Annotated in this window: 26 protein-coding genes, 3 tRNA genes, 1 pseudogene and 1 riboswitch; of the genes and pseudogenes, 25 read left to right on the top strand and 5 right to left on the bottom strand. The window is 58.3% G+C overall.

Annotation, left to right across the window (positions count from 1 at the left end; translation table 11 throughout):
- Positions 1–12: 12 nt before the first annotated feature.
- The 8 genes from uvrC (at position 13) to ACAty_RS16435 (ending at position 5,234) form a co-directional block, all read left to right on the top strand.
- Complete coding sequence (gene uvrC / locus ACAty_RS08135) at positions 13–1,887, top strand: excinuclease ABC subunit UvrC (RefSeq protein ID WP_004872646.1); 1,875 nt, start codon at positions 13–15, stop codon at positions 1,885–1,887.
- Positions 1,884–2,471, top strand: a complete 588-nt coding sequence (gene pgsA, locus ACAty_RS08130) for a CDP-diacylglycerol--glycerol-3-phosphate 3-phosphatidyltransferase (RefSeq protein ID WP_198408157.1) — start codon at positions 1,884–1,886, stop codon at positions 2,469–2,471. Before uvrC ends, pgsA begins: the two co-directional genes overlap by 4 nt.
- 23 nt (positions 2,472–2,494) lie before the next feature.
- Positions 2,495–2,569: transfer RNA gene (locus ACAty_RS08125), tRNA-Gly, on the top strand.
- 39 nt (positions 2,570–2,608) lie between these two features.
- Positions 2,609–2,682, top strand: a tRNA-Cys gene (locus ACAty_RS08120).
- A 68-nt stretch (positions 2,683–2,750) separates the two neighbouring features.
- Entirely contained in the window at positions 2,751–3,233 is a 483-nt protein-coding gene (locus tag ACAty_RS08115; RefSeq protein WP_038471930.1) for a TspO/MBR family protein, read from the top strand.
- 138 nt (positions 3,234–3,371) lie between these two features.
- A tRNA-Ser gene (locus ACAty_RS08110) sits at positions 3,372–3,462 on the top strand.
- Positions 3,463–3,565: 103 nt separating this feature from the next.
- Positions 3,566–4,915 carry a DUF6538 domain-containing protein gene (locus ACAty_RS08105; RefSeq protein ID WP_238323792.1) on the top strand — a complete coding sequence of 450 codons (1,350 nt, stop codon included), beginning with the start codon at positions 3,566–3,568 and terminating at the stop codon, positions 4,913–4,915.
- Positions 4,916–4,988: 73 nt separating this feature from the next.
- Complete coding sequence (locus ACAty_RS16435) at positions 4,989–5,234, top strand: site-specific integrase (protein ID WP_238323791.1); 246 nt, start codon at positions 4,989–4,991, stop codon at positions 5,232–5,234.
- Between the two features lie 962 nt (positions 5,235–6,196).
- Here the strand turns inward: ACAty_RS16435 and ACAty_RS15850 are convergent.
- The 3 genes and pseudogenes from ACAty_RS15850 to ACAty_RS15330 form a co-directional block, all read right to left on the bottom strand.
- Positions 6,197–6,509: pseudogene (locus tag ACAty_RS15850) on the bottom strand (transposase); the annotation flags it as partial.
- Between the two features lie 164 nt (positions 6,510–6,673).
- Positions 6,674–6,934 (bottom strand): hypothetical protein, encoded by a 261-nt coding sequence (locus ACAty_RS16305; protein ID WP_004872490.1) that lies wholly within the window; start codon positions 6,932–6,934, stop codon positions 6,674–6,676.
- Positions 6,935–6,989: 55 nt separating this feature from the next.
- The gene (locus ACAty_RS15330) at positions 6,990–7,853 is read right to left on the bottom strand and encodes an ISNCY family transposase (protein ID WP_215881134.1); all 864 of its coding nucleotides are present in this window, start codon (positions 7,851–7,853) and stop codon (positions 6,990–6,992) included.
- Between the two features lie 127 nt (positions 7,854–7,980).
- Positions 7,981–8,044, top strand: a riboswitch (Fluoride riboswitch).
- 54 nt (positions 8,045–8,098) lie between these two features.
- On the opposite strand from ACAty_RS15330, the gene ACAty_RS08090 reads away from it, so the two are divergent.
- From ACAty_RS08090 to ACAty_RS14870, 16 genes are all read left to right on the top strand, one after another.
- Positions 8,099–9,040, top strand: coding sequence for a respiratory chain complex I subunit 1 family protein (locus ACAty_RS08090; protein ID WP_004872488.1), 942 nt, complete (start codon positions 8,099–8,101; stop codon positions 9,038–9,040).
- A gap of 9 nt (positions 9,041–9,049) precedes the next feature.
- Positions 9,050–9,730, top strand: a complete 681-nt coding sequence (locus ACAty_RS08085) for a hypothetical protein (RefSeq protein ID WP_004872487.1) — start codon at positions 9,050–9,052, stop codon at positions 9,728–9,730.
- A gap of 1 nt (position 9,731) precedes the next feature.
- Positions 9,732–11,192: a proton-conducting transporter transmembrane domain-containing protein gene (locus ACAty_RS08080; protein WP_038471927.1), complete on the top strand. Its 1,461-nt coding sequence runs from the start codon at positions 9,732–9,734 to the stop codon at positions 11,190–11,192.
- Positions 11,189–12,682 carry an NADH-quinone oxidoreductase subunit D-related protein gene (locus ACAty_RS08075; protein WP_038471925.1) on the top strand — a complete coding sequence of 498 codons (1,494 nt, stop codon included), beginning with the start codon at positions 11,189–11,191 and terminating at the stop codon, positions 12,680–12,682. The genes ACAty_RS08080 and ACAty_RS08075 overlap by 4 nt, the downstream gene beginning before the upstream one ends.
- A gap of 9 nt (positions 12,683–12,691) precedes the next feature.
- On the top strand, positions 12,692–13,486 hold the full coding sequence (locus tag ACAty_RS08070) for an NADH-quinone oxidoreductase subunit B family protein (protein WP_004872484.1): 795 nt from the start codon (positions 12,692–12,694) through the stop codon (positions 13,484–13,486).
- Positions 13,473–15,434, top strand: coding sequence for a proton-conducting transporter transmembrane domain-containing protein (locus ACAty_RS08065; RefSeq protein ID WP_038471922.1), 1,962 nt, complete (start codon positions 13,473–13,475; stop codon positions 15,432–15,434). Before ACAty_RS08070 ends, ACAty_RS08065 begins: the two co-directional genes overlap by 14 nt.
- A 16-nt stretch (positions 15,435–15,450) precedes the next feature.
- Positions 15,451–15,828: a fluoride efflux transporter CrcB gene (gene crcB, locus ACAty_RS08060; protein WP_004872482.1), complete on the top strand. Its 378-nt coding sequence runs from the start codon at positions 15,451–15,453 to the stop codon at positions 15,826–15,828.
- Between the two features lie 10 nt (positions 15,829–15,838).
- Positions 15,839–16,156, top strand: a complete 318-nt coding sequence (locus tag ACAty_RS08055; RefSeq protein WP_038471919.1) for a DUF190 domain-containing protein — start codon at positions 15,839–15,841, stop codon at positions 16,154–16,156.
- Entirely contained in the window at positions 16,153–16,563 is a 411-nt protein-coding gene (locus ACAty_RS08050; protein WP_038471916.1) for a HEAT repeat domain-containing protein, read from the top strand. Before ACAty_RS08055 ends, ACAty_RS08050 begins: the two co-directional genes overlap by 4 nt.
- Positions 16,484–16,816, top strand: coding sequence for a hypothetical protein (locus ACAty_RS15845; RefSeq protein ID WP_404813537.1), 333 nt, complete (start codon positions 16,484–16,486; stop codon positions 16,814–16,816). The genes ACAty_RS08050 and ACAty_RS15845 overlap by 80 nt, the downstream gene beginning before the upstream one ends.
- Positions 16,817–16,838: 22 nt before the next feature.
- Complete coding sequence (locus ACAty_RS08045; protein WP_038471914.1) at positions 16,839–17,126, top strand: DUF211 domain-containing protein; 288 nt, start codon at positions 16,839–16,841, stop codon at positions 17,124–17,126.
- Complete coding sequence (locus ACAty_RS08040; protein ID WP_153801815.1) at positions 17,123–17,647, top strand: hypothetical protein; 525 nt, start codon at positions 17,123–17,125, stop codon at positions 17,645–17,647. Before ACAty_RS08045 ends, ACAty_RS08040 begins: the two co-directional genes overlap by 4 nt.
- A 534-nt stretch (positions 17,648–18,181) precedes the next feature.
- A complete protein-coding gene (ppa, locus tag ACAty_RS08035) occupies positions 18,182–18,715 on the top strand; it encodes an inorganic diphosphatase (RefSeq protein WP_038471911.1) in 534 nt (177 codons plus the stop codon).
- Positions 18,716–19,143: 428 nt separating this feature from the next.
- Positions 19,144–20,385, top strand: a complete 1,242-nt coding sequence (locus ACAty_RS08030) for an MFS transporter (RefSeq protein WP_153801814.1) — start codon at positions 19,144–19,146, stop codon at positions 20,383–20,385.
- A 10-nt stretch (positions 20,386–20,395) separates the two neighbouring features.
- Positions 20,396–20,710 carry a hypothetical protein gene (locus ACAty_RS16115; protein ID WP_169737307.1) on the top strand — a complete coding sequence of 105 codons (315 nt, stop codon included), beginning with the start codon at positions 20,396–20,398 and terminating at the stop codon, positions 20,708–20,710.
- 1,103 nt (positions 20,711–21,813) lie between these two features.
- A complete protein-coding gene (locus tag ACAty_RS14870; RefSeq protein WP_004872474.1) occupies positions 21,814–23,574 on the top strand; it encodes a DUF6538 domain-containing protein in 1,761 nt (586 codons plus the stop codon).
- 328 nt (positions 23,575–23,902) lie between these two features.
- On the opposite strand, the gene ACAty_RS15840 is transcribed toward ACAty_RS14870, so the two are convergent.
- Both ACAty_RS15840 and ACAty_RS08010 read right to left on the bottom strand, forming a co-directional pair.
- Complete coding sequence (locus ACAty_RS15840) at positions 23,903–24,622, bottom strand: hypothetical protein (protein ID WP_153801813.1); 720 nt, start codon at positions 24,620–24,622, stop codon at positions 23,903–23,905.
- 484 nt (positions 24,623–25,106) lie between these two features.
- The gene (locus ACAty_RS08010) at positions 25,107–25,385 is read right to left on the bottom strand and encodes a hypothetical protein (protein WP_038471905.1); all 279 of its coding nucleotides are present in this window, start codon (positions 25,383–25,385) and stop codon (positions 25,107–25,109) included.
- 288 nt (positions 25,386–25,673) lie between these two features.
- Between ACAty_RS08010 and ACAty_RS08005 the strand changes: the two genes are divergently transcribed.
- The gene (locus tag ACAty_RS08005) at positions 25,674–26,201 is read left to right on the top strand and encodes a tyrosine-type recombinase/integrase (protein WP_198408170.1); all 528 of its coding nucleotides are present in this window, start codon (positions 25,674–25,676) and stop codon (positions 26,199–26,201) included.
- Positions 26,202–26,218 lie beyond the last annotated feature (17 nt).

Here is a 26,218-nt window from a genome sequence, read left to right as displayed (position 1 = left end):
TGGCGAGGGAGCATGAGCGAACCGGTGCAGGCCCGATCCGAGCGTCCCGAGATCCAGGACGAACCCTTCGATCTCAAGCTCTTTCTGCGCAGCCTGGGGAGTCAGCCCGGGGTCTACCAAATGCTGGCAGCGGACGGTCACATCCTCTACGTGGGTAAGGCCCGCAACCTCAAGCGGCGGGTGAGTTCCTACTTTCAGAAAACTCGACACAGCCCCAAGACCCTCGCCATGCTCGCTCAGGTAGCGCGGGTGGAGGTGCTGGTCACCCACACCGAGACCGAGGCCTTGGTGCTGGAAGCGCAGCTCATCAAAAAGCACCGGCCGCACTACAACATCCTGCTGCGCGACGATAAAAGCTATCCCTATCTCTACATCGACACCAGTAGCGCTTTCCCGCGCATGAGCCTGCACCGCGGTACTCAGCGCGGAAAGGGCCACTATTTCGGTCCCTATCCGGCCGTCTCGGCCCTGCGTGAGAGCATGGTGCTTTTGCAGAAAGCCTTTCGTCTGCGCACCTGCGAGGACAGCGTCTTTCACAATCGCAGTCGTGCCTGCCTACATTATCAGATCCGGCGCTGCAGCGGCCCCTGCGTGGGACACATCGATGAGAAGAGCTACCACAGGGATCTGCAGGACGCCCTACGATTTTTGCAAGGTAAGAGCGATGAGGCCATTCGCACGCTGCAGCAACGGATGCTGGCAGCGGCGGAGCGACTGGATTTTGAGGAGGCGGCCCGGCGCCGTGACCAGATCGCGGCCTTGTCCAAGATCCAGGAGCGACAGTACGTTGCCCAGGCCGGTGGCGGGGATTTTGACGTATTGGCGGCGGTGGAGGCGGACGGTCAGTGGGTGGTCTTCGTTACCTTCATCCGCCACGGACGCCAGCTGGGGGGGCGGGCCATCTTTCCGCAGCATCCGGACACGGCCCGCGGCAGTGAGGTCATGGCGGCCTTTCTCATGCAGTATTACGCCGATCGCGAGATTCCCGGCAATGTGCTCGTGAATGTCCTGCCGAGGGCAGCGGCGAGTCTTGCGTCCGCCCTTGGCCAGAATGCGGGACGCAAGGTGCTTCTGGAGCAGCCGCAACGCGGTCCACGCAGGCGTTGGCTCGCCATGGCCGTTGCCAACGCCAACGAGGCCCTGCGCCAGCGGGCGCAGCGTGCCGATGGCGGTCGGCGGCGCATGCGACTTTTGCAGGAGCTTTTTTCCCTCGACCGCTTGCCGGAGCGAGTGGAGTGCTTCGACATCAGCCACACGCGCGGTGAGGCAGCAACGGCTTCCTGTGTCGTGTTTGGCGAGGATGGCGCGCTCAAGGCGGAATATCGCCGCTTCAATCTACGCGATATTACGCCAGGAGACGACTACGCGGCCATGGAGCAGGCCGTGAGCAGACGGTACGGACGTTTGCTGCAAGAGGGTCTGAGCCTACCCGACATCGTTTTCATCGACGGGGGTCCAGCGCAGGTGGCACGGGCACAGGCCGCCTTGGACGATCTGGGCATTCGCGAGATCCTGCTGTGCGGGGTGGCAAAGGGCACGAGCCGTCGGCCGGGTCTCGAATGGCTGCACACGACGCTGTGGACTCAGCCGCGGCAGCTTTCCAGCGGTGATCCGGCGCTGCTGGTGATCCAGGAGATTCGCGACGAGGCGCACCGCTTTGCCATCACCGGGCATCGGGCGCGCCGCTCCAAGGCGAGGCAGGAGTCGGAATTGGACAGCATCGGTGGCATCGGTCCGAAGCGGCGGGTGGCGCTGTTGCGTGCCTTTGGCGGGCTGCGCGGCATCCGCGATGCTGGCGTCGAGGATTTGCAGCGGGTAGAAGGCATCCACGCTGAGCTTGCGCAACGGATCTATGCGCATTTTCACGCGCGAGGCAAAGGCGCATGATGGCGCGAATACCCAATCTCCTCACCATGTTGCGTATCCTACTGGTGCCGGTCTTCGTGGCGCTTTTCTTTCTGGGCGGTACCTCCCGGACCTATGGCGCCACCGCGGTCTTTGCCATTGCCGCCATAACCGACTGGGCCGATGGTTACCTTGCCCGTCGCTATCGGGGCGTTTCTCCCTTCGGCACCTTTCTCGACCCCGTCGCCGATAAGATCATGGTGGCGACGGCGCTCATTCTCATTTGCGCGACGCAGGAGATGCCGGTGGTACTGGCGGGCATTCTTACCAGCATCATTGTGGGCCGTGAGATCACCGTCTCGGCCCTGCGGGAGTGGATGGCGGAAGTGGGGCAACGTCACCGAGTGGCCGTATCGTGGCTGGGCAAACTCAAGGCCACCCTGCAGATGTTGGCCATCCTCTTTCTAGTCTACCGCGAGCCGCTCGGGCCCATTTCCACCCGTCTCGTGGGCATGGTCCTGCTGGTGGTGGCAGCAGCGCTCACCCTCTGGAGCATGGTTGGTTACCTGCAGGCAGCCTGGCCGAGTCTGTTGGGGCAAGCCAGCCATCTTGACAAGGAGAGCTAAAATCCGTACTTTTACATTCCATCGCGGGAATAGCTCAGTGGTAGAGCACAACCTTGCCAAGGTTGGGGTCGCGAGTTCGAGCCTCGTTTCCCGCTCCAGTTTCATGGGGAAAGCGCGTCTTTCCCCTTTTCCTTTACGGCTGGGTGGCAGAGTGGTTATGCAGCGGCCTGCAAAGCCGCGTACCTCGGTTCGATTCCGGGCCCAGCCTCCACACCTCGACCATCCTCCGGCGCGATCTGAGAGCGCCTCGCTCGGCGGGCTGCCTGTCTGGGGATATCGGTGATCGTACTTCCCTTTCCCTTGGTGGCAACCATCAGCCTTGCCTTGACCCTGGCCGTGGCGAGCTCCGACTCCCTGTTTCGGCCCGATGCCTGGTACGAACGCTTGCGCAAGCCAAGGCTGATGCCTCCGGGTTGGGTTTTCCCCGTGGTCTGGACCGTGTTGTACGTCCTCATGGCCCTGGCTGCGGCCGAAATCTTTGTCCACTACGACGCTCCCCTGCGTCCCTGGGCACTGACACTCTACGCCCTGCAGCTCATCGCCAACGCTCTGTGGTCCTGGCTGTTTTTCAAATTGCACAGGCCACTCTGGGCCCTGTGGGATCTCATCCTGCTCTGGCTCTTGGTGCTGGCCTGCATCCTGGTCTTCGCCGCGATCGCAACCCCCGCCGCTCTGCTGCTTCTGCCTTACGGTTTCTGGCTCCTGATTGCGCTCTATCTGAACGCTGCGACCTGGGTTCTGAACCGCAAAGAGCGACGTTGACGGCCATATCCTGGGCTAAGCCTTCGTGTTGGTGGGACGTGCGTCATTGGCGCCGGAAGCGCGTGCGTATCTCCGCCGTTCTCGTGGCTTTTCCGGCCATTGCCAGCCACTTCCCGCTGGGATACACTCAGCGGCCTTGGAGAGGTGACCGAGCGGCCGAAGGTGCAGCACTGGAAATGCTGTGTACTCCAAAAGGGTACCGTGGGTTCGAATCCCACCCTCTCCGCCAATTTGTACTAATATACTGAATGACAATAGTATCAAGGCATTCAGGAGGCTCAGTGGTACAAAAAGCCGGTACAAAACGGAGTCAGGGGGACGAGGAGAAATCAATGCCCGCCCTGCCCAGCAATTGCTACAAGACCCCCCATGGATTTATCTTCCGCATTGTCGTGCCGGAATCTCTGCGCCCAGCCATCGGCAAACGCGAGATTAAGAAATCGCTCGGTAGAGACTACCACCAAGCCGTCAGCCAGGCCCGCCTTCTATCGCTGCAGACCGACCAGCAATTCAACACCCTGCGGCAACAGACCGCCCGGCAAGTGGACTATGATGAAGCCTTTCTGCGCTACGTCGCTCGTCCACCAGAACAACGCCTGAAGCCCATCGTTCAGGTCACCCCGGAACTCGTCTCCGGACTGCGTGCCCTGTGGCTTTCCAGCCTCGATGCCGATCTCGCCTGGCGCCGCGAAGGGATTGACGACGACGAATACGAAGAGCTGCAGGAGAACATCACTCAGGTCCAGGCAAAGATCGCCCAAGCCCTGGCGCGGGGCAAACCCGAGCCCTTCCTGCCCGTCGTGCGCACCCTGCTGGTGGGCAAAGGCTACCAACTGGCCGTATCCCCCGAGGAAGAATGTCGCCTCGTCCTGGACGTCTTGCCCGCCCTGCAGGAAGGCTATGACATCCTGGCCCAGCGCCAGGCCGGGCGGCTGGTCCAGCCCGTACTTTCCCCTACGGAAAACATCCCATTACCCGCCGTCTGGGAGCCCACCCCAGCCCCAGCCGCCACTGGCCCGAACTGGGAAGCCTTGCTGGAACACTGGCGCGAGGATTGCGAACGTAAGCCGCGCACCGACCACGAAATCCAAAGACTGGTGCATTCTCTTTCCACTTTCCTTCCCAAAGCCACCCCCAGCACCCTGACCCGCGCCCAGGTCACCGAATGGCTGCGCAACGAACGGGACCAGCGCGGCAATAGTGCGAAAACACTCGAAAAGAAAGGCACCCTGGTAGGGGCGCTCTTCTCCGTCGCCGTCAAAGACGAACTGCTGCTCAAGAACCCCTTCTCTGGCTTCGATTATCGCCGCTTTGCCGCCAAAGCAGGGATCGCCCCTGAGGAAGAGCGGCGTCCCTTTTCGATGGAGGAATTGGCCCGAATTTTCTCCCCGGAAGGGCTTTTGGGTGTCACCAAAGGAAAGGGTGGGGGAGGCTACCACGCCCGCGTCTGGATGCCCTTGGTGGGCCTGTATTCCGGTGCCAGACTGAACGAAATCGGCCAACTCACCCTATCCCATCTTGTGCTTGATCCCGTACCCCATTTCCGTATTCTGCACGCGAAAAATCAGTCAAGCATCCGAGATGTGCCAATTCAATCCCAAGTTGATCGAGCTGGGTTTCCTGGACTATGTCGAGGCCATCCGTCATGCCGGACATACCACCCTTTGGCCCTTCCTGCGTAGCCGGGGAAAGATCAACGAAGACAGTGAGCTGCTGGGCAAATGGTTTAGTTGGTTTATTCATGGCAAATTGACGATGCCTGAAACAGTGGTTTTCCATTCACTCCGCCATAGCTTCAAGGATCTCTGTCGCAATGCCTTGATCCCCCGGGATCTGCACCACGCCCTGACCGGCCACTCCAATCCTGGCGAGGCCAGCAACGTGGGAGACGAGTATGGCGATGGCTATGCGCTGGAGATCAAGCTCGAGCAAATGGCGAAGATCACGCTTCCACTGGATATTCCCCGACCGCTGGCATTTACGGGAAGTGCCTCGGTCTAAACACCCTGCGCACAAAACGCTTGCAGAAGGGCACCCCATGGGTGTGCCCGAAAGGCCGCCAGATTGCCCAGGCGCCCATCTGGCCGAATGGCTAGGGGGAAGGGGGGGGGCACCCAGAGGCCAAACAGGGATTCCAGGGCCGGGAAGACGCCCTGGCGCGCATGGCGGGAGCCGCGCCACCGACACAAGGAAGGAAGCGCGGGGTGCAGCGGGCGGCGCAGCCGACCTGCGGAACCCCTCTGAACGGTTCGCGCGTGCAGCGCGGAACGGACAGAGGCCGGGGGGCGCCGATCAAAAGGCCGAACGAAGCGACGCGCGTTCAGCGCGGGAGCCGTGTGGCCAGGCACCCCCAGGTGCCGGTTTTGAGTCGGGGGGCGGAGCCCCGTCCCCCGGGCCGAAGGCCGGGGGCAACTTGCTCAGGTGGAGGCGCGCAGCGGCGGAACCCGAGGAGCCGCAGGCGACGAAGCCGGTGCGCGTTCAGCGGCACCGAGTGAGCGGGTTGCCGCCGGGCGCGCAGTGCCCGGGGGACCGCTCTAAAGGGGGCAGGCAAGCGCGTCCAGCGCTTGGCCGGGAANNTACAGGGCGCATCAGACGGCGCGCGGCCGATGGGATGGATTGGAACAGGTCGGAACATTGCTGTTTCCACCCGAGAACTGGAGAGGAAGGCGGCTTTCCGCCACGGAATCTGCGCTGACAGAGCGCGTCCGCCGCCTGAGCGCCGAGCTGGAGCAGCTCAAGTCGCGCGCGAGCAAGGTCGAAGCACCACCTGACTGAGGCCTTACCGGCTGCACCGGATGTCTAGTGGCGCGGGGGCAGATGGCCAGCAACGGCTCCTTGGCCAAGGTTTTCTGAACGTTGAAATTTGGATGGGTAAACGAACGCTTTGGCCCACCGAAACGAGCCGAAAAGTGTCCAGAAACATGGTGTTCAGGAAACCTTCATCTGGTTACATTTTGGCGGTTTCAAGTTTGAACTGCAACACGATTGTTTAACTGCTTGATTTGCTCGGCCATGACTCCGTCCGGCGTACGAAATCCCAAGGATTTCCTGGGTCGATTGTTGAGTTCTTCCGCGATCTTTGTCAAATAGCGTTGGGAATATACGGACAAATCCGTGCCCTTGGGGAAGTACTGCCATCTCCCGTCCCTGGTCGTAGGTGAGCGTCTGCCGAAAGGCTCTGGGCAGAGGACGCAGGCGTCGGCTGAAGCCCTCCAGGGCCGATTCCGCAGAGGCATCGTCCATCCGCGCCAGGATCACGTACCGGCTGCTACGTTTATGCGCCTTTGGTGCCGCCATATGACTTTTTACTGCTGCACTCATACAACAACACTCATACAACAACTGCTGTTAGCAACAAATAGAACTGTCCGGTTTTATAGCAAATGAATTGTCCGCTTTGGTTGGGGCGGTGAAGGCCGCCCGGCCGTGAGCGGCGGACGTTACGCTACGGCCTGGATGCCAGGCGGGGTCGGTTGCCCGTTGGCATCGTAGTCGGCCAGTCTGCGGGGGCCGTGGAACAGAGCCAACCGGCCATCCGGATAGCGGTGCACCCGTACCCTGATCTTGACATAGTGCAGGCGGTGGCGGTCGGCGGGGATCTGTAGCTTCAGGCTCTCGAAGGCCACGCAGTTGTCCTTGCCCACGACCCGTTCGTACTGCTCACAGAGGATGTCGGTCACGTCCTGCCCGATCAGCGGCACGAAGCCCGAACCTTCCTCGGCGGCAGGCTGCAGGAACTCGGCATTGAAGGCCGGCCTATAGACCTCCCGGAGATAGCGGTTGGCGGCCTCGAGGTCCGTGATGCCCCTGTGCCGCCAGTTCCTTCGGGAGTCGCCCCTGGTGGGTCTGGAAGGCCCGCTCGCTGCGTCCGCGCGCCTCGGGGGAGTAGGCCGGGATCAGCTCGATCCCCAACTGGCGCATGGCCCGCCCGAACTGGGTGAGATGGTTCTTGTCCACCTTGCCGCCGGCCTCGGGGGTGTGCCAGTAGTGGCTGCCTCGGTCGGTGTAGAGAGAGGAAAACAGCCCCCGCTGCCCGATCACCTCCTGCACGCCCTGGAAGCTGGAGGCCGTCCCTTCTTCCTCGACGAAGCACATCGCGTAGTGCTCGTTGGTGGCGTCGTCCATGGTCACGATCAGGTCCCACTGCCGTCCGGCCACCCACGCATGGGTCGAGCCGTCCTGATGCAGCATCATGCCGGGTAGCGGCGCCCGCTCGCGCCGCTTGCGGTGCTTGCCCCGCCCCGGGGCCTTCGGCACCAACGCCGCCTCCTGAAGCCGCTGTTTCACCCAGGTATAGCTGCGGACGCCCGCATGGATGCGGCGGTAAAAGCTGTGGAAGTGCTTGACGTTCCAGCCCTCGTACCGGCTGCGGTACAGCTCGGTCAGCCGCAGCACTTCATCCACGGCCGCCCGCCGCTGCGAGACCTGGGACAGGCGCCGGTCCAACAGCCCATCCAGCCCCGCTTCCTCGTAGCGGTCGATGTATCGGCGGAAGGTCCGCTCATGCACCCCCAGCAACCGCGCCGCTTCTTCCTGCGTGAGCCGACGCTCCCGCCAACCTTCGTATGCCTCTGCAAATCTCACCTTCCGTGTCTCCTGTAGCCATTCCGTCCGTCTCATCCGTGGCCCTCCTTCGGCTACAGATAAAACCGGACAGATCGTGTGCTACAAACCCGGACAGTTTATGTGCTCGCAACACTCATACAACAACTGCTTGACCCAGCCATTATACTTTACTACTATAGTTAACTTGAGTGGCGATGGAGTCCGCCCAATAACCGCCTTTATAGGCTAATGACTGCTACCAATCCTGACCGCAAGGTCGGGCGGTGGGATGTTATGGAAGCCATATAAAGGGGGAAGGCATGCTCGGCGATATCGTCTTGCAGAGTGGACAAGTCTTGGCGGTGCTTTTGTTATCACCGCTCTTGCACGGCTTCATGGTCACCATGGAAGAGCGCGTTCAGCGCGGACAGGGTCCTTCCATATTCCAGCCCTATCGGGATCTCTGGAAACTCTTCCACAAAACCCTGCTGATACCGGAATCCGCATCCTGGGTGTTTTTCTGGGCGCCAGTGGTGGCCTTTACCGCCATGCTCATCGTGCCGATGCTGATTCCGGTGCTGACCAATTTCCCCCTGCCGCTCTCGGACATGGGCGATATTCTCGGTGGCGGCCTCATCCTGACCCTCGGCGGCTTTTTCATCCTGCTGGCCGGACTGGATACCGGGCAACCCTTCGGCGGACTGGGTTCCAGCCGCGCGGTGATGCTCGCCATCCTCGCCGAGCCGACCCTGATTCTGGTCTTTGTGGGCATCACCTTTCTCGATCACTCCATGCTGCCCTTCGTCGCCAATCACCTGCTGGCGCAAGATCCGGTGGCCTACTGGAGCCCGGCGCATATCTTCCTGATCTTCGCCTTTTTCATTCTGCTGACCGTGGAGACCGACCGCCTGCCCATCCACTCCACCATCCCCTACGAGATCTACATGATCGACGAGGCGCGGATTCTGGAATACTCCGGGCCGCTGCTGGCCCTGCTGAAATGGGCAAGCTGGATGAAGCAGTTTTTGCTCTACACCATTTTCCTTAACGTCTTTTTCTTTCCGTGGGGATTGTCCGCTACGGGAAGTTTTGGCTCGGTGCTGTTGGCCATGCTGATTATTCTGGCCAAGTACGGGGCGGTGGGGCTGGCGATGGTGGCAGTGGATACCCTGCAATCGCGGCTGCGCTTCTACCGTTATCAGGAGCCCCTGGCACTGTCTTTTCTCTTTGCGGTGCTGGCCATTGTGGCCGACCAACTCTAGGAGGCTGCGATGCTGATCTTTCATCTGAGCCCCCTGGCCACCTCTCTTTTCAGTCTGCTGGCCATCATTGCGCTGGTGCTGTCTTTTGTGATGCTGGCGTCGTACTGGCTCAAGAATCACGTCTATGCCTTTGCCGCGGAGTCCTGGACCATTGCCGCGATTTCCGCATCCATCGGTTATTACGGGCACTACCCGGAGCTTTATGTCATCGCCATCCTGACGGCGCTTTTTCGCGGGTCGCTGCTGCCCTATCTGGTGCTGCGTCTGGTCGATCGCTTGGGGGTTCAGCGCGAATTTACGCCATTGCTGAAGCCCTCCTCCAGCATGATCCTCGGTGCGGTACTGGTGATTTTCTCCTACGAGGTCGCACGGCAACTGGGGGTGGCGCTGCACCTGACCGACAACATTGCGGTGCTGGCCCTGACCTGCATGTTCAGCCTCAAGCTGATCGGCTTTTTGATGATGATCCTGCGCTCGGAGGCCATCAGTCACATCCTCGGCTTGCTGGTGATCGAGAACGGGATATTTCTGGGGTCGCAGATTCTGGTGCCCGGTATGCCGGTCCTGATGGAACTGGTGATCATCTTCGATCTGCTGATCATTGTCATGACCTTCGGCATGCTGGTGCGCCTCCTGCAGGCCCACGCCGGGACGACCAGCAGTCGCGGCCTGCAAAAACTGGTGGGCTGAGATGGATTTTACGGCGCTCATTGCTGCCCTGTGGATTGTCCCCGCGGTAGCTATTGTGCTGATTATGGCCATACGCCGCCCGCACTGGGCGGAGTATCTGAATCTGACGTCATCGGTGGCCGTTTTTGGCCTTACGCTGGCCATTCTGGTGGCGGCGCCCGGCAAGGCGCTGGTGACCGGCGCAGGCTATATTCTGCTGACGCCGCTGGGGGCCTGGGTGCTGTTCTGCGTCGGGCTGGTCTATCTGCTGGCGTCTCTCTATGCCATCGGCTATATGCGTCTGCTTCCCGAGGAAAAGCCCCGTCTCCACAAATATTATGCCTTGCAGGTCGGCTTTGCGTTGACCATGCTGATTGCGCCATTGATGAACAATCCCGGCATTTTCTGGATTGCCATCGACTTCACCACCATCGTCAGCGCCTTTCTGGTGGGCTTCGAGCGTGAGGCGGAGTGTATCGAGGCGGCGTGGAAATATCTGATCCTGGTGTCTGCCGGTCTGGCGCTGGCCCTGCTGGGCATCATTCTCTTCTACTGGGGCGGGACCTTCACCCTGGGGCCGACTTACGCCCTGACCTGGGGCAACCTGCGGGCGGTGGCACCACGGATGCCGGAGACGCTGCTCTTTCTAGCCTTCCTGCTGGTACTGGTGGGTTTCGGCACCAAGGTGGGTCTGGCGCCCATGCACACCTGGTTGCCCGACGCCCACAGCGAAGGGCCGGCACCCGTTTCCGCCATGCTCTCCGGGTCCCTGCTGAACATCGCCCTGCTCGGCATTTACCGCTTTCTGTCCATCGTCGATAGCGGCGGCTATGGCGTGATGGGGCATACGGCCTTGCTGGTGCTGGGGGTAATCTCCCTCCTGGTGGCGGGACTGTTCATCGTCCGTCAGGAAGGAGCCAAGCGCATGCTGGCCTATTCCTCCCTGGAGCACATGGGTGTGCTGGCCATCGGCTTTGGTTTCGGCGGTCCCATGGCCTTCGCCGGGGCCATGTATCACATGATCAACCACTCCCTGACCAAGCCCATGATGTTCTTTGGCGCCGGCAACATGATGCGCGCCTATGGCACCAAATCCATGAGCAACATGCGGCGGGTGCTGCGTTATTATCCGGTCAGCGGCACACTCTGGTTGTTGGGCGCGGTGGCCATTACCGGGGCACCGCCCTTCGGGCTTTTTCTCTCGGAAATCACCATCCTGCGTGGCGGCATATTGAGCCCCAACCCTTGGGCGGTGTGGTTGATGGCGACATTGCTCATCCTTATTTTCGTCGCCTTCATGAATCACTTCCGGCGCATGATCTGGGGGCCGGAACCGGAGCCTGGTGGGGAGCCGACCCTGGAGCTGTCCGTCTGGAATACCTTGCCCATGTGGCTGGCCTTTGTGGCCATTCTGGTGCTCGGCCTATGGTGGCCGGAAGGGCTGTGGACTTTCTTTCAGCACACTTTTGTGGTGCAACCATGAGTGCGGCCACGACTTACAACGATTGCGCGTTGCGCCCGCTCCGTGCCGCTGATTTACCCGCGGTGGCACAGGACTGCGTCACGGCGGGAATGCGTTTTCAGATGGCCTGGCACGACTGGGTAGAAGGTCAATGCGTGGTGCGCTATCTGATCAGTCAAGGCAACCGCGTGCCTTTCCTGCTGCTGGAGATCCGTGGCGAGGAAACGCTGCCGTCGCTGGCGGCCATCGTGCCTCTGCTCGGCTGGTATGAGCGGGAGATGCAGGATCTGGGTGGTCTGACGTTTACGGATCATCCCGAGCCCTTTCCACTGGTGATCCACGAGGGTTTTTCGCTGCCGCGCCCGCCCCTGGGTCGGGCGGGGGCGGAGGGCCGCCTGAGCGGCGAATATATGCCCCCCACCATGCCGGAAGTACAGGGCGATCAGGTGCAGGACCTCTACTGGGGGCCAATACGGGCCGATGTGGTGGAGACGGGAGAATTCCATTATTCCTACATCGGCGAGGCCATCCTCCACTACCATCCCCGGCTCTTTTTCAAACATCGTGGGCTGGAGGCGCGTTTCGTGGGCCAGCAGGCAGATGCCGCGGTCTTTCTGGCGGAGCGGGTGTCGGGCGTCGGCAGCGTTTGCCATGCCCTTACCTATTGTCAGGCGGTGGAGGCGGCCTGGGGCATCGAAGTGCCGCCACGGGCCCAACTGCTGCGGGTGATCCTCGCGGAACTGGAGCGCCTCTACAATCACTTCCACTATTTTGGTCTGCTGGCCAAGACGACGACGCTGAAAGTGGGCTCGGCGACGGGTTTTCTGCTGGAAGAACGGGTGAAGCAGGTGGCCGGACAACTGACCGGATCGCGCTTCCTGCGCAGCCTGCTGACTGTGGGCGGGCTGCGCCGCGACCTCCCCGCGGAGCACCTGGCGAGCGCGCTGGAAAACATCATCGACGAGGGCGAAGCGTATCTGACGCGTTTGCAGCAGACCGCCAGCCATCTGGATCGCCTCATGGGTACCGGCATATTGTCGAAAGAAGCCGCTTTCGACCAGGGGGCGACCGGGCCGGTGGCGCGCGCCTCCGGCCTCGACCGGGACTTGCGCCGCGACCATCCCTACGCGGCCTACCATCATCTGCGCTTTGCTGTACCGGTGCGCGCGAAAGGCGATGCCATGGCCCGCAGTGAAGTCCGCGCCGAGTCTTTACGTGAAGCCATCGCCTTGCTGGTGCAGGCTTCCGGGCATCTCCAGGCGGGGCCGGTACGTGCGCCATTCGCTGTGCCGAATGGAGAGCAGGAAGGGCTGGGCTGGACGGAGTCCCCGCGCGGTTCTCTGTATTACTCCGTGCGGATCCGTGATGGCCGCCTCAAACGGGTGAAGATCAAATCACCCTCATTTTCCAACTGGCGAGTCTTTCCGCTTACGGTGCATGGTACCAACATGATGGACTACGCCATCAATGAGGCCAGTTTCGGCCTCACCATCGCCGGTTGCGACCGTTAGGAGGACAGAATGCCGGTATGGACCTGGACAGGATTGAAGGCAGGCAAAGCCGCCACCCGCTGGCCGCAGCGCGGTCCCGACGGGCAGGATGGCGTGCTGGGCATGCCGCGCTGGGGCCCCGCAGCCTGCCGTACGGGCTGTGATGCCTGTGTAGCGGCTTGCCCTACGGGTGCTATCCAGGTGAACGCGGGGAAAGCGGAGGTCGATTATGGACGCTGCATCGTCTGCCAGCGCTGTGTGGAAGACTGTCCCGAAGGGGCGATGACCAGCTCTTACGACTGGGCTTTCGGCGTGCGGCGGCGCGAAGATCTGCTCTGGAAAGAGGCGCTGGACAGCCGCGTAGGACAGGACCTGGGCAAGCGGGTGGCGCGGAGCCTGCGCCGCAGCCTGCACATCCGCCATGTGGATGCGGGCTCCTGCAATGGTTGCGAATCCGAGATCGGCGCCCTCGACAATCCCTTTTATAACCTGCACCGCCTGGGTATCTTCTTTACGCCCTCGCCGCGCTTTGCCGATTTGCTGATGGTCACGGGTCCGGTGACAGCGCCCATGCACGGACCGCTGCTGGCCACTTGGGAGGCCATGCCGGAACCGCGCATGGTGCTGGCGACGGGCACCTGCGCCGTCTCCGGCGCGCCCATGGATGGCGGCTACGCGGGTGGCTCGGGACTCAACGCCCTTTTGCCGGTAGATGTCTGGTTGCCCGGATGCCCGCCCAATCCGGCGGCGCTCATCCACGCACTGCTCCTGCTGCTGGAACGGATGCCGCAACGGGTCCAGGGAGGACGTTATGGTGCTGGATAGTTTCTGTGTCGCCGCCAGCCTTTTTGTGCTGACTATCGCCCTCGGTGTCTTGCGGCAGGGTTGGCTGGCGCGGTTGATCCTGATTTTGGGTACGCTGGCCACGCTCATCGGCAGCGCCGCCAGTCTGCCGGGTGGTTCGGCGACCGGTGCGATGTGGTCGCTAGGCGATATTGCCGTGACCTGGCAGTTACAGCCCGCTGCGGCCTGGTTACTGTTCTGGGGTGGACTGGCGGCGCTGGCGGCTTTTCTTTCTCCCAGCCGCGCCCAAAAACCCGCCATCTGGATGGCGGGTGCGGCCGTCGCCCTGCTGGGCAGCCTGGGCGTTGCCGGCCTGCAAGAAGGCATCTCTTTCCTGATTGCCTGGGAGTTTCTGAGCTTTGGCGGGGCGGTCATACTCCTCGCCGACGGCCTGCAGGAAACCCAATGCGGTGGGCAAGCCAGTCTTTATATGCTGGCCCTGCTGGAAATCGGTGCGGTGGCACTGTTGCTCTGCCTGGTCCTGCTCGGTGCGCAGGATACGGACTTTACGGGCTGGGCGGCGAGCTGGGCCACTTACGGCGGGGCGGCCTTCGGGGTGGCGGTACTGTTCATTATCGGCTTCGGCGCCAAACTCGGTATTCTACCCTTTTATGAATGGTATCCGGGTGCTTACGGGAGTGGCAGCGGCGCCTCCGGGGCGCTGCTTTCCGGCATGGTGCTGAACGTCGCGTATTTTGCCCTGGGACGGGCCATGCTCGACTGGCTGCCGGTCAGTGCCGCCACTGGGGTGGGCATTCTGTTGGTGGCCCTGGGGACGATATCCGCCATCCTCGCCATTCTCTACGCCTTTCAACAGGAAGACTGGCGGCGCCTGCTGGCCTTTTCCACAGCGGAAAATGCGGGGCTGGCGGTGGTCGCTCTGGGTGCCGCCTCCCTCTTCCGGGCCGACGGCCTGATCATGCTGATGACTCTGGCATGGACGGTAGGTCTGATTCACCTCGGCGGTCACAGCCTGGCCAAAGGAGTGATGATGCTCAGCGCCGATCGGGTGGCCGCAGTGCGGGGCAACTACCAGATCGCCCAGAGCCGGGTACTGGCTCTCGCTCCCTGGACCCTGGGCATCGGCGCCCTGTTCGGGGCCATGAGCCTCGCCGCCATGCCACCCATGGCGGGCTTTGCCAGTGAATGGTATCTCTTCCAGACCATTTTTCAGGGTTTCCATCTGACCTCTTCGGCCGCGCAGGTAAGCCTGGCGCTGGGGGGTGCCGGTCTGGCCCTGACGGCGGCCATCGCCCTGGCGACCATGGTCAAAGTCTTCGGCATCGGCCTGCTGGGGCGTGAGGAAAATCCGGGCAAGGTCACGGGACGCTGGCCGGTTCTGGGCCTGGGACTGCTGGTGCTGGCTTATGCCGTGGCGCTGCCCTGGACATTGGCGGCGCTGGCCCGGGACAACTGGCCGGCAAACCCCGCGACGATAGCCGCCATGGTGCGTGGCCCGATTCTGGTGCCACTCACGCCCCATTTCGCCTTCATTTCGCCGCCCCTGCTGCTGCTCATGGGGCTCTTGCTGGCGCTGATTCCCTTGGGTCTGCTCGGCTGGAGCCATCGTCGTCACGGTCGCCGCCGGGTACCGGTATGGGGTCACGGCCTGCGCCGTATACCGGCGGAGAACGCTATCACCGCGCTGGCGTTTTCCAACGCGTTGCGGGAGTTTTACAGCTTTGTGTACCGACCCGGCACTAACACGCGAAAACAGCATACGGAACGCGAATATTTCGTGCACACTCTACAGTTTAACTACAGTCAAGCGCCCGTCTTCGGACCCTGGTTATTTCGCCCGGCGGTGCGCCTGGTACAGAAGCTCAGCGACCGGATCGGTCTGGTTTTGCAGAATGGCTCACTCAATGCCTACCTCACTTATATCGGAATATTGTTGATCGTTATTTTTGCTAGTGTCTTTTATTTGTAATGTATAAGGAGTAGAGATGTTCGCCACTTTCGGCTTCATTGCCTTGTTCGCCGTACTCGGCGCCTGGGCGCGTTATGGACAGACCCTGCTGGTGCAGACGGTATTCGGCCGCGACTTCCCCTGGGCCACCCTGAGTATCAATGTTCTGGGCTGTTTTATCATGGGTTTTCTGTTTTTTGAGACATTGGAACGGATTTCTGTGAGTCCGGAATTGCGCACGGGCATGCTCACAGGCGGCCTGGGTGCTTACACCACTTTTTCGACATTTTCCCTAGAAACCTTGGTGCTTTTTGAAAATGGCGAGGCGGTCAAGGGTCTGCTATATATGTTCACGTCGCTGTTTCTGTGCGTCGGTGCCGCTTTTGCCGGGGCCTGGATTTCCCGCAGTATCTGAGAGGTGCATCATGACGACCGTATCCGTAGTACGCGTTTATATTAAGGAAGGTGACAAGCATGGCGGGCACAATCTCATGGAGGAGATCTTCCGCATGCTTCACGACCAATACAAGGTCCATGGCGTTACCGCCTTTCGCGGTATCGCGGGCTTTGGTAGCAAAGGGGTAGTGCATGCCGACGATGTTCTGCGCCTCAATGTGCATTTGCCGCTGGTACTGGAATTTTTTGACGAACCGGAGACCGTGGATGCGGTAATGCCGCACCTGCGGGAATTGGTGCCACCGGGCCACATTCTGCGCTGGGAAGCCGATTGCGGTTGCGAATGAACCATCATTACTGCCCACTCTGTTATGCGGAGATTCCCATTGGTGCGATCGTTTGTCCGGCCTGTGGGCGGGATATTGAGGACTGGGAACGCCACACGCCATATTACGACCGCTTAATCTGGGCGCTGAAAAATCCCCATTCCGAAGTACGGATGGGAGCTATTCTCAGCCTACAGAATCATGGACGGGAAGCTGCCGCAGGGCCACTGGCGGAATGCGCTATGGGCTGGCCGATTGATGTCGTGCAGGGGATGGCGATAGTCGCCGCCATCGCAAAATTACCGGACGGCGCCGAGAAAACCGCTGCCTTACGGCAATTACAGCAACATGAAGCCCATGCAATACGTGTTGCTGCAGGAGAACTGCTGGCAAAGAAGGGAGCAGATCACTATGGTCATTCGACTTAAACAGTCAGTGGATGCACTGGCAGAGCGCGTCGTCCGTAAAATCGGTGAATACCCGCGTATCGGCGTAGCGCTGTGGATATGCCACAACGGATCAGCCCATGTTGTGCCTTTGAAGGATTCCGTACTGTCCGGCCCAGGCTTTGCTGGACCCTGCCTGTTGATTGGTCATTATCGGGCACCTTGTGAACCTGAAAATATTGTCGAAGATATCGAGTGGGCGGTACGTGCCGTTCGCATGGGACAGCTAAATTAGAATCACAGGGAGCACTTTATAAATGCGTATCAGAAGGCTTGTACTGGATGTCGATAAGGCTTTTGCTCAGCCCAGTTTGTTCGATATTGCCGCCGCTATCGAAAAAGTCAGCGGTGTGGAGGGTTTTAATATTTCGGTGGAAGAAGTCGATCAGGAAACGGTCGGCACACTGATCAATGTGGAAGGTGACAATATCGATTACGCCGGTCTGCTTGCGGCCATCGAAAAAAGTGGTGCTGCCGTGCATGGTGTCGAGGAAATTGTCGTCGGTGATCGCATGGTCGATTACCGGCGACGGGCCAGCAAATGAATATCACTCGTCGGGAGATATTCCCCATAGTGCTCGGTCTCGCCGACGGAACCTGCACGGCGCTGGTGCTGGCCAGCCAGAAGATGATGACCGGTGGTATCGATGTCTGGCAGGCCTTTCGCATTGGCATCATCACCTCGGCATCGGGCTTTTTGCCCTTATGGATGGCGGAATATGCGGGACTACGCAGCGATCTGGTCAGGATGGCGAAGCAGCTGAATATGGCTTCCGCGCACGCCCTGCAAAAAAGCGATCTGGGCTTGCAAACCCTGCGTAATTCCTGGTTTATGGCGAGCCTCGCCACCACCAGCAGTTTCGGCGGCGCGGCGATACCGCTGACGCTGGCCGTACTCTTTCCGCAGTGGATTTATCTGCCACTTTTTGCTGCCAATCTCACCCTGATGGCGGTGGGTCTGGTGCTCGGTTACTGGGTACAAGGCGCACGCTGGAAATGGGCGCTGGGACTGATGGGCATTGGCGATGTGCTGGCGGTGCTGGGCTACAAGGTGGGTTTCTCATGATCTGCAGGCGGCACCCATGACAGCCCTGTGGACGCATTTCGCGTTAAACCTCGCGCAGGTCGCTTTTTTGCTGATTTTGCGCCCTTGGTCGAAGGCGTTTTGCATCGCCTGGAAGAAATCATTCAGGGCAAACGCGGACCCTGCATCTGGCAGACCTACCGGGATATCTGAAAGCTATTCGGCAAGGATGAAGCCATTTCCGAAGAGTCTACCTGGGTATTCCGTTTCGCGCCGATTGTCGCTTTTGTCATGCCGATGTTTGTGGTGCTGCTGATTCCGGCGCTGACTGCCTACCCCTCTTTTTTGCCTTCATGGGGGATATGGTCGCGGTGGGCTTTCTGAAGCGCTGCATCAGGTGCCGGCGGTGAAACAGACACGATCGGAACTCACGCCTCGGCCATGGGAGCGGCGCTATCAATACCAGGACGACGGCTTCCGCTTGGCCGAACCCCAGTGGGGTGACCTTTAACCGGCCCTCGCGTCAGCCGGAATCGGCCGAAGCATACGGGTTTCATTTATCCAGAAAGGTGAATCATGAATCTGAAAAATATAGCAACTGGCCGGCATGTGCCGGCTGACGTCAACGCCGTGATCGAGGTTCCACAGGGTTCGAGCGTCAAATATGAGCTCGACAAATCCTCTGGAGTGATTGTGGTGGATCGCTTCCTTTTTACCGCCATGCACTACCCGGCGAATTATGGCTTTATCCCCCATACGCTTTCTACAGATGGGGACCCTACCGATATTTTGGTGGTATCCCCCCAGCCGGTACAGGCAGGCGCCATCATGTGCACGCGCCCCATCGGCGTTCTGTTTATGGAGGATGAGCATGGTACGGATTGCAAGATTATCGCCGTTCCTTACCACGAGGTGGCTGGTGGATATGATCATATAGAGGATATCGGTGACCTACCCAGCTATCTACGCGACGAGATTTTCCATTTCTTTGAACATCACAAAGAGTTGGAACAGGGCAAATGGGTAAGGTTGCAAGGCTGGCAGGGTACGGAAGATGCGCGCACCATGATCCTGGCTGATCTGGCGCGGGCCAATGCCACGCATGCCTGACCAGGTGGTTGAAGATGCCAACGGTCTGGAGCTGCTCCGTGGGTAGCCTTGGTGCTCCGAACTGTTCCTTTGTATCGGGAGGGAGGCGAAGACGTGGCACTCAAGCAATCGGTCGATGCCCTAGCTCTGCATGTATTGCGGAAGGCATAGGAATATGTGGGACATAGCGTACATCTGCGGATCTGTCCCAATGCTTCCGCGCATGTGCTACCGGAACGCCCATTCAACTGTCAGCTCGTTAGCCCACGCAGCATCTTGGTCAGCACTTATCGGGTGTCTTGCCGCGAATGGGATATTCTGGATGTCATCTGGTTCGTCGGCGATGGGCAAAGGACGGGCCGAAAGATACCGCTATGGTGGCAACCGGAAGTTTCCGCGAAAACCCTCTATGCCGCAGGCAAGGCATGATCGCTTTTCCAGGTGCGCCTATGGCCGATGATGGCGGCAGGTCAGAGGGCGCGCGCATGCCGCCTCTGGCGGATGGCCCATCATGGTGGTTCCCGCTCTTGTGCGGCGCGGGCTTTGGGGGGCGACTAAGCTACGAAATGATCCGCAGTCCCCTGACCTCCCTCTATGCCCGGCATCTGGGGGCGCCAACGGCGGTCATCGGCCTATTGGTCGCGGCGGTGACCATCACCGGGATCTTTATCAAGCTGCCTGCAGGTAGTCTGGCGGATCAATTTGGTTTTCGGCGGTTGATGCTGGCCGGAATGATGGTGACCGCAGTCGGGCCGTTTTTGTATCTGCTGGTGTGGGTTTGGCCGCAATTGCTGGCCGTTCGCTTTTTCCATGGTCTATCCACGGCGCTCTACGCCCCCGCCGCATCGGCGCAGGTAGCCAAGTCCTTTCCGGCGCAGCGTGGGCGCAGGCTCGGTCTTTATGGGGCAGCCGAAAATGCCGGGGTCGTATTGGGACCGGTAATTGGCGCTGCTGCACTCGCTCATTTGGGTTTTGCCGCGGCCTTTGTCGTCTCGGGAGGCATTGGCCTTCTTGCGCTTCTGACGATCCTGCCTTTTCCACGGGATGCGCTGGTTCATGATGGTCGGTGGTCTACCGGTGAAGTCCTCCGCGTAGCCGCCCAAGGTGTACGTCAGATCATCGGCGATCCGGCTATTCGTCTGGTGGGCCTGATAGAAGCCGCCCTCTATTTCGGCGTAGGTACGCTGCAGGCGTATCTACCGCTGTATGCGCTGGATCAGCATATCCCTATCCTGAACATCGGCTTCTTATTTGGCGCTCAGGGGATAGCGTCGATTCTCTTCCGCCCGGTCTTTGGAATGGCCTCTGACCGCGTTGGGAGGGGGCCTTTTATCGTCGCTGGGATCGGCCTGTGTGCAACGGTGCTGGCAACAATCCCTCATATGGGGCAGTTCCTGCCATTACTCGGCCTAAGCACGTTATTTGGGTTAGGCACGGCCATGGTGACACCGGCGACGACGGCGATGCTAGGAGATCTCGTCAGGTGCCGGGATTTCGGTGCGGCCATGGGCGTATTCGGTAGCATATGGGATGCGGGACATGCCTGTGGCCCATTAATTTCGGGGGTTTTTATCGCATGGATTGGTTATCGCAGCGCGTTTGCGATCATCGCCGGCGTCATGGTCACAGCCCTGGGCATATTTCTTTACGGCAACCGAAAAAAAATCTCTGAAAAAGAAATCTACAAATAAAAAGGGAAAAATGAATGTCAAAAGCCACAGCGAAGGTAATAAAGTATCTTTTGTTTTTCAGCATCACTCCGGCGGTCGGAGTAATCATATATTTTTCATTTTTAAGTATATTTTATATTTACTACTATTGCTTCTCTTTGTGAAAGTTGTTGTTGGTGGAGTGATTGTCACCGCTCTTAAAAAACAAAATCTGATTAGTGCGTTCTTCCCTGTATTTGGTGTTGCCTTCAACGCCGTCATCCTGCTAATCAGGAGAATCAATGAGGTTGGGGCGGGTACACCACCCGGGATCTGGCGCGTTGCCGACTCTCTGCACGCGCGGTAGGGTTAGTCTACAACTGGTGGATCTGGTACACCCGACTGGCATTTCCAGAGTCCCGGCGAGAGGCCATCACCAGCCGCCCCTTCTCCTATCGGTCATCGGTCGGAGCACGAGGCATGCCGGACAGATCCCACTTTACTAATTTTATAGAAAGTAAAGCCATTAACTGATGGCGTAGAGACACCGGGGATGACGGAAGGACCCGGCAACGATGTGGGGGAGCTTTTGCAGGCGGCGAAGCGCGGATAGGACGAGATGTAATGGATGCCTCCCCCTACAGGACGGGCAGCGGGGGCTGTTTTCCTCTCTCTACACCGACCGGGGCAGCCACTACTGGCACACCCCCGAGGCCGGCGGCAAGGTGGACATCCCTGAACGTCCGCTTCCAGTCTATTCTGTTGAAAAACTCCGGATTTGCCAATTCGGGAGCCTTTCGAGGGGTCATCGACCCCTTATCCAGGTGGCGATCGTCGATCCTAGAGCGATCTAGGAGGCCGAAATTTTTATAATTACTGCTCCACAACCGCTCAAGGGAGTTTTTCAACAGAATAAGTCTGGACCGGCCCTTCGGCAGAAAAACTCTACAGGAGGTATCTAACCGGAGAGAGTTCAGGTAAAAGTTTCACAAACTGTATACCATCTCACTCCAACCAGAAAGCTTCTGCACACATTCCTCACAGACATTACATCTTCCAACCCATGGTGCAGCAAGTATCGTCAGGGTTTTGGACACTGAGGCCATAGGTTTCCAACCAGATTTTGCATATAGCCAATGATACAACATGGGGAATGGGGTGGCGAGCAGGGCTCTTTTGCCCTGCTCGGTGCAAGGTCTTAGCGCAGAAGTTGAAATGATTGCCGTAAGGGCACTATACTCCGTTTCGGTGTTGGACCGGATTTCTGGTACAACGAGGTGGTACAAAAAGCCAAAACGGGTTCTTTGTAACTTGCTGTTAAACAATGAACAAATATTATTTGTGGAGTGTCCCACCCTCTCCGCCAATGATAGGTAAGTTCCTGATAGTTAAAAAAGGAATTTTCATTTCAATGGGTTGCGACTAAACACTGTGGCTAGACGTGTAGCTAAAAGTGAGGTCGATACCCCCATGTACATTATCCGTCGCGGGTCGCTGTACCACTTTTCTCGCAAGCTCCCGGACTCCCTCCGCGGTAAGGAAATCCCATTGGCCTCCGGCCCAAGAAAGGTCGGCACCAATGGCTATCTGCGCTTTTCCCTCGGCACCGGCAACCGCCAGGAAGCCGAGCGCCTAGCCCGGCGGGTGGCGGTGGAGGTCGACGAATTCCTCGCGGCTAAAAAGGCAGCCTGGGAAAGGATCGTCGCTCCAGCGCTGGAGAAACAGGGTCAGCCGCAGGGAGTGATTCTCAAAGACATCTTTGATGAGTTGCCGCCGGATCAGCAGGCGAAAATCCTCGAGGTTGCCCGCCCAATACCCCGTCCAACATTTTCTGCGGAAGAAATCGAAAAAGCTGCGCAACTCATGTATGCGACGATCCTGCAGCAGGACGAGCAGGAATATCGGGAGCTGGTCGCCTCGCTCCTGGCCCCGGACTCGGACGGAAAAGACACGGATGAGCGCTGGCTAATGCCGCGGGAGAATCCCTTTTTCGTGGGTAAGCTCCCGCCGGCGGGGTTGGTCGGGGACGTTGCCCTGCTAAAAGCCTTGAGACCCTATATTGCCCAACACCTACACTTGGCTACCGGCCGGGATACCTCTTTCTGGCGCTTAGGAGAGGGCTATGAACCATTTGCCGCCGCCTTCCGGGCCGTGTCCCGAGATCTAAAGCGGCGCCAGAAGGGAGAAGAGGTGCCGACGCCCCCCGTGCCGGAGATTGCGGTAAAGGGCAAGCCGACTTTCGGCTGGCAGGAGCTGTTGGAGTATTGGATCCGGGATTGTCCCCGCCATCCCCGCACGGTCCGGGAGATGCAGACCCTAGTACAGTCTCTGTCCCAGTTTTTGCGGGGCAAGCTGCCTGCTGACATGTCCAAGCAAGATGTCACGGCTTGGCTCCGGCACGAGCGAGATAGTCGCGGCAATAGCGGCAAGACCCTCGAAAAGAAAGGCACCTTGATGGGAGCGCTGTTTTCGGTGGCGGTTAAAGACGAGCTTCTGCCGAGCAATCCGTTCACCGGTTTCGATTACAAGCGCCTTGCTCTGAAGATTGGCGTACAGTCGGAATCGGGCCGAGAGCCCTTTTCCTTGGCCCAGTTGCAGACACTGTTCTCGGCGGAGGGTCTGTTTGCGCAGAGCAAAGGCAACGGAGGGGGAGGGTATTACGCCAGGGTCTGGATTCCCCTACTGGGGCTTTTCACAGGTGCGCGGCTCGACGAGCTGGGACGCCTCACGGTAGACGACGTACAGCGGGAGCCGGTACCCCATTTTCGTATTCGCCGTGCGAAAAACAGCGAGAGCTTACGCTCGGTGCCCCTGCATCCGCAGCTGATCGAACATGGATTCCTGGACTATGTCGAGGCCATCCAGGCGGCTGGGCATTCCCGGCTCTGGCCCCTGCTGCGCAGTCGCGGAGCCTTGCATACAGATAGTGAAATGATCGGCCGATGGTTCAACCGGTACGTCCACGAGCGTCTGGGCTTTCCGCGAACCGTGGTGTTTCATTCCCTGCGGCATACTTTCAAAGACTTATGCCGGAATGCCGGAATCGTCAGCGACGTGCACCACCAGCTCACCGGTCACGCATCAGGATCGGTGGGGGATCGATACGGCGAGGGCTATTCCCTGGAAGTGCTGCAGACGGAGATTTCCAAAATCCGGCTTCCTTTTACCGTCCCGCGTCCGGAGCCTTATATCCCAGATCAAAGCGCCGCTCCCCAGCGAAGAGCTACGTGACATCGGAACGATCGCGTCGGGCAGGAGGATCCAACCGAAGGGGCTCCCCCGAATCGTCAGGACGCCGTCGTAGATTGAGCAGTCTGATAAGTCACGCTCATCTGTCGGTTAAGTCGATGGCTGGTGAGCAGCGGAAGCGGTCATTGAGACTACGCGATTCATGAAGCATCACCGGGCTACTGCATGAGTGGGTAGCAGAATTTCTATTTAAGTATATACCGTATTATAAAATGATGCCCTGTGTAGTTAGGTGATGAAACCGAAAAACAATATAGATGAGCTTTCATTATAGATGACCAAACGCCCGAATTACATGCCAATCGATTGGTCAGTCAAATGATGATTTTATAGTGCTAACATCTTCAAAGATTTTCCAGGCGAATTTTGACACCATATTCCAATGTGCCATAATGCCACTTACGTAAGGAGTCCCCCATTCAGCAGGCGTGTCGAAAACCCATCCCCGGATTGAACCATAACCATGCAATTCCGGTGTGCGATATTTCTCGTCCAATATCTTAATATCATTATTGGCCTCATGAAGTTCATCTGGCAGCAAATTGGCTACGCCGAACTTATACCTTTTAAAAAAGAAGCGTCTTTTGCTTTTTGCATTATCGAGATCATGCAGAATATCATGGGACTCATTAGTCATCACTACGTATATGAATAATTTATCCCATAATGAGCGAATCCTGGTGACGAGAGCAAACGCGGTGCGTGATCTTCGAAGCGCTAGTGCAAATGATACGTGATCCTTCAGCGGCATATAAGCCACTTTTTTTAATTCTGGTACAATGTTTTCATTTTCAATGCCAGCAAGAGTTGTAAGGTCATAATGTGTGTGCAAAAGTGACAACTTAATTTCCATCGCCAAGGCAATCACGCGTGACACCTCTTGCTCAGAAAAAGACTTGGCTGTGAGGGCATCATATAATAGTCTTAGCGCTGGACAATCAACTGTAAGGATGCGAACAGATTTTCCATACTGAATACAGGATGCGTCAAATTGTTCTAACATGGCCCTATTTGTGTAAGAAAAATTCATGTTTGTTCCCATGGTTGCCACACTCTCTGGTTTTACCTATACAAGACTCCCAGGAAATGCCGAAAAGGAGAGGAAGTACTAAGACGGATTTTCCACAAATAAGGCATCATACCCAATTAGTTAAATAGGTTATTGGTTTGTCAGGGGCGATTCTAAACATCTAGCGCAATCCTCAGATCCTAAAGGTATTCCACAAAACAGGTTTCCCATGAGTGTTTCTTAACTTTTTTGTCTTTTGCCGGCTATTCCGCGAACCGCCGATGATCCTAGGGCATCCGTTGCTACGGCAATATTTACCTGAACATCGCTTGGGTCTCTACTCTGGCTCCACGCATCACTCCAACCTCCGCTGCGCCCAATTTAACTGCGCCCATTTAGTGCCACACTAAAACAGACGGACAAGAAAGCAACACAATTATACCAAGTACGTACACAAGCACCATACCCCAGTAAAGCCAGTTGTGAAAATACGAGGCGTGTAGCGTCAGTTTTTTTCATATTTAGTTCTGATATTTGTGACAACACTATTTTGCCCGTTATCAATTTTTCTTAGAATTCTCAGAATATTTGGGAATGCTTCATTTTTATTATAGAGAATGAACGACATCCAGGCAACGAACGAGAGGATAAGTAAGGGTACAGATTCAACGCTTAACGCCGCAATGGCGGAAAGAAAGCCAATTGTTATAGAGGATTTGTTCAGGAGCTGAAACCACTCTTGAAATTGTTCGTCAATTCTTTTCTCAAGTTCAGTCTCGCCCATTGACTTTGCCTCCATTGAAATATAGATACTTGAAGGTAACCATAACAGTTAAAAATAGCAACATTTCGGTCGAGAGGAGATCACATAGATTGCCTCGCTCAAGATCCGCTTCCAGTCTGGATACCGCCCTTTCGGGCGGTGATGAGAGAATGACCCTCTACCTCGCCTCACACGGGAGATTGTGTCATGCAAGCCAGAAACCGTTCAACCTCATCATCCTCCATACCCTGGAACAAGGGCAAGATCGTCGGCCAAAAACGCCCTTTCAAGTTGCAGGAGGTCTGAGCCATCCGCATCCGCCTGCAACTGGCGTCCCGAATCCGCGACCTCGCCCTGTTTGATCTCGCCATCGACAGCAAACTGCGTGGCTGCGATCTGGTGGCCCTACGCGTCAGTGATGTTGCTCACGGACAAAGCATTTTACACCGTGCGATAGTCCTCCAGCGCAAGACGCAGCGCTCCGTCCAGTTCGAAATCACCGAACCCACCCGACTGGCGGTAGCCGCCTGGATCGAAAAGGCAGTCCTGCGACAAAACGATTACCTCTTCCCCAGCAGAAAGCACAACTCACCACACCTGTCGACGCGACAGTATGCCCGGATCGTGGAGCGATGGGCACGGTCCGTCGGACTGGATCCTGCCGAGTATGGTACCCACACTCTGCGGCGCACCAAGGCCACACTGATCTACAAACGCACCAAGAATCTTCGGGCCGTTCAGCTCTTGTTGGGACACACCAAACTCGAGAGTACGGTTCGGTACTTAGGCATTGAGGTGGACGACACCCTGGAGATCGCGGAACAAATGGAGGTGTAGACAGAACCATTCCTTGA

Source organism: Acidithiobacillus caldus ATCC 51756 (genome assembly GCF_000175575.2).
In the GTDB taxonomy this organism is placed as follows: Bacteria; Pseudomonadota; Gammaproteobacteria; order Acidithiobacillales; family Acidithiobacillaceae; genus Acidithiobacillus_A; species Acidithiobacillus_A caldus.
The sequence above is the reverse complement of the archived record's forward strand: the minus strand, read 5'-3'. Positions and strand labels throughout refer to the sequence as shown.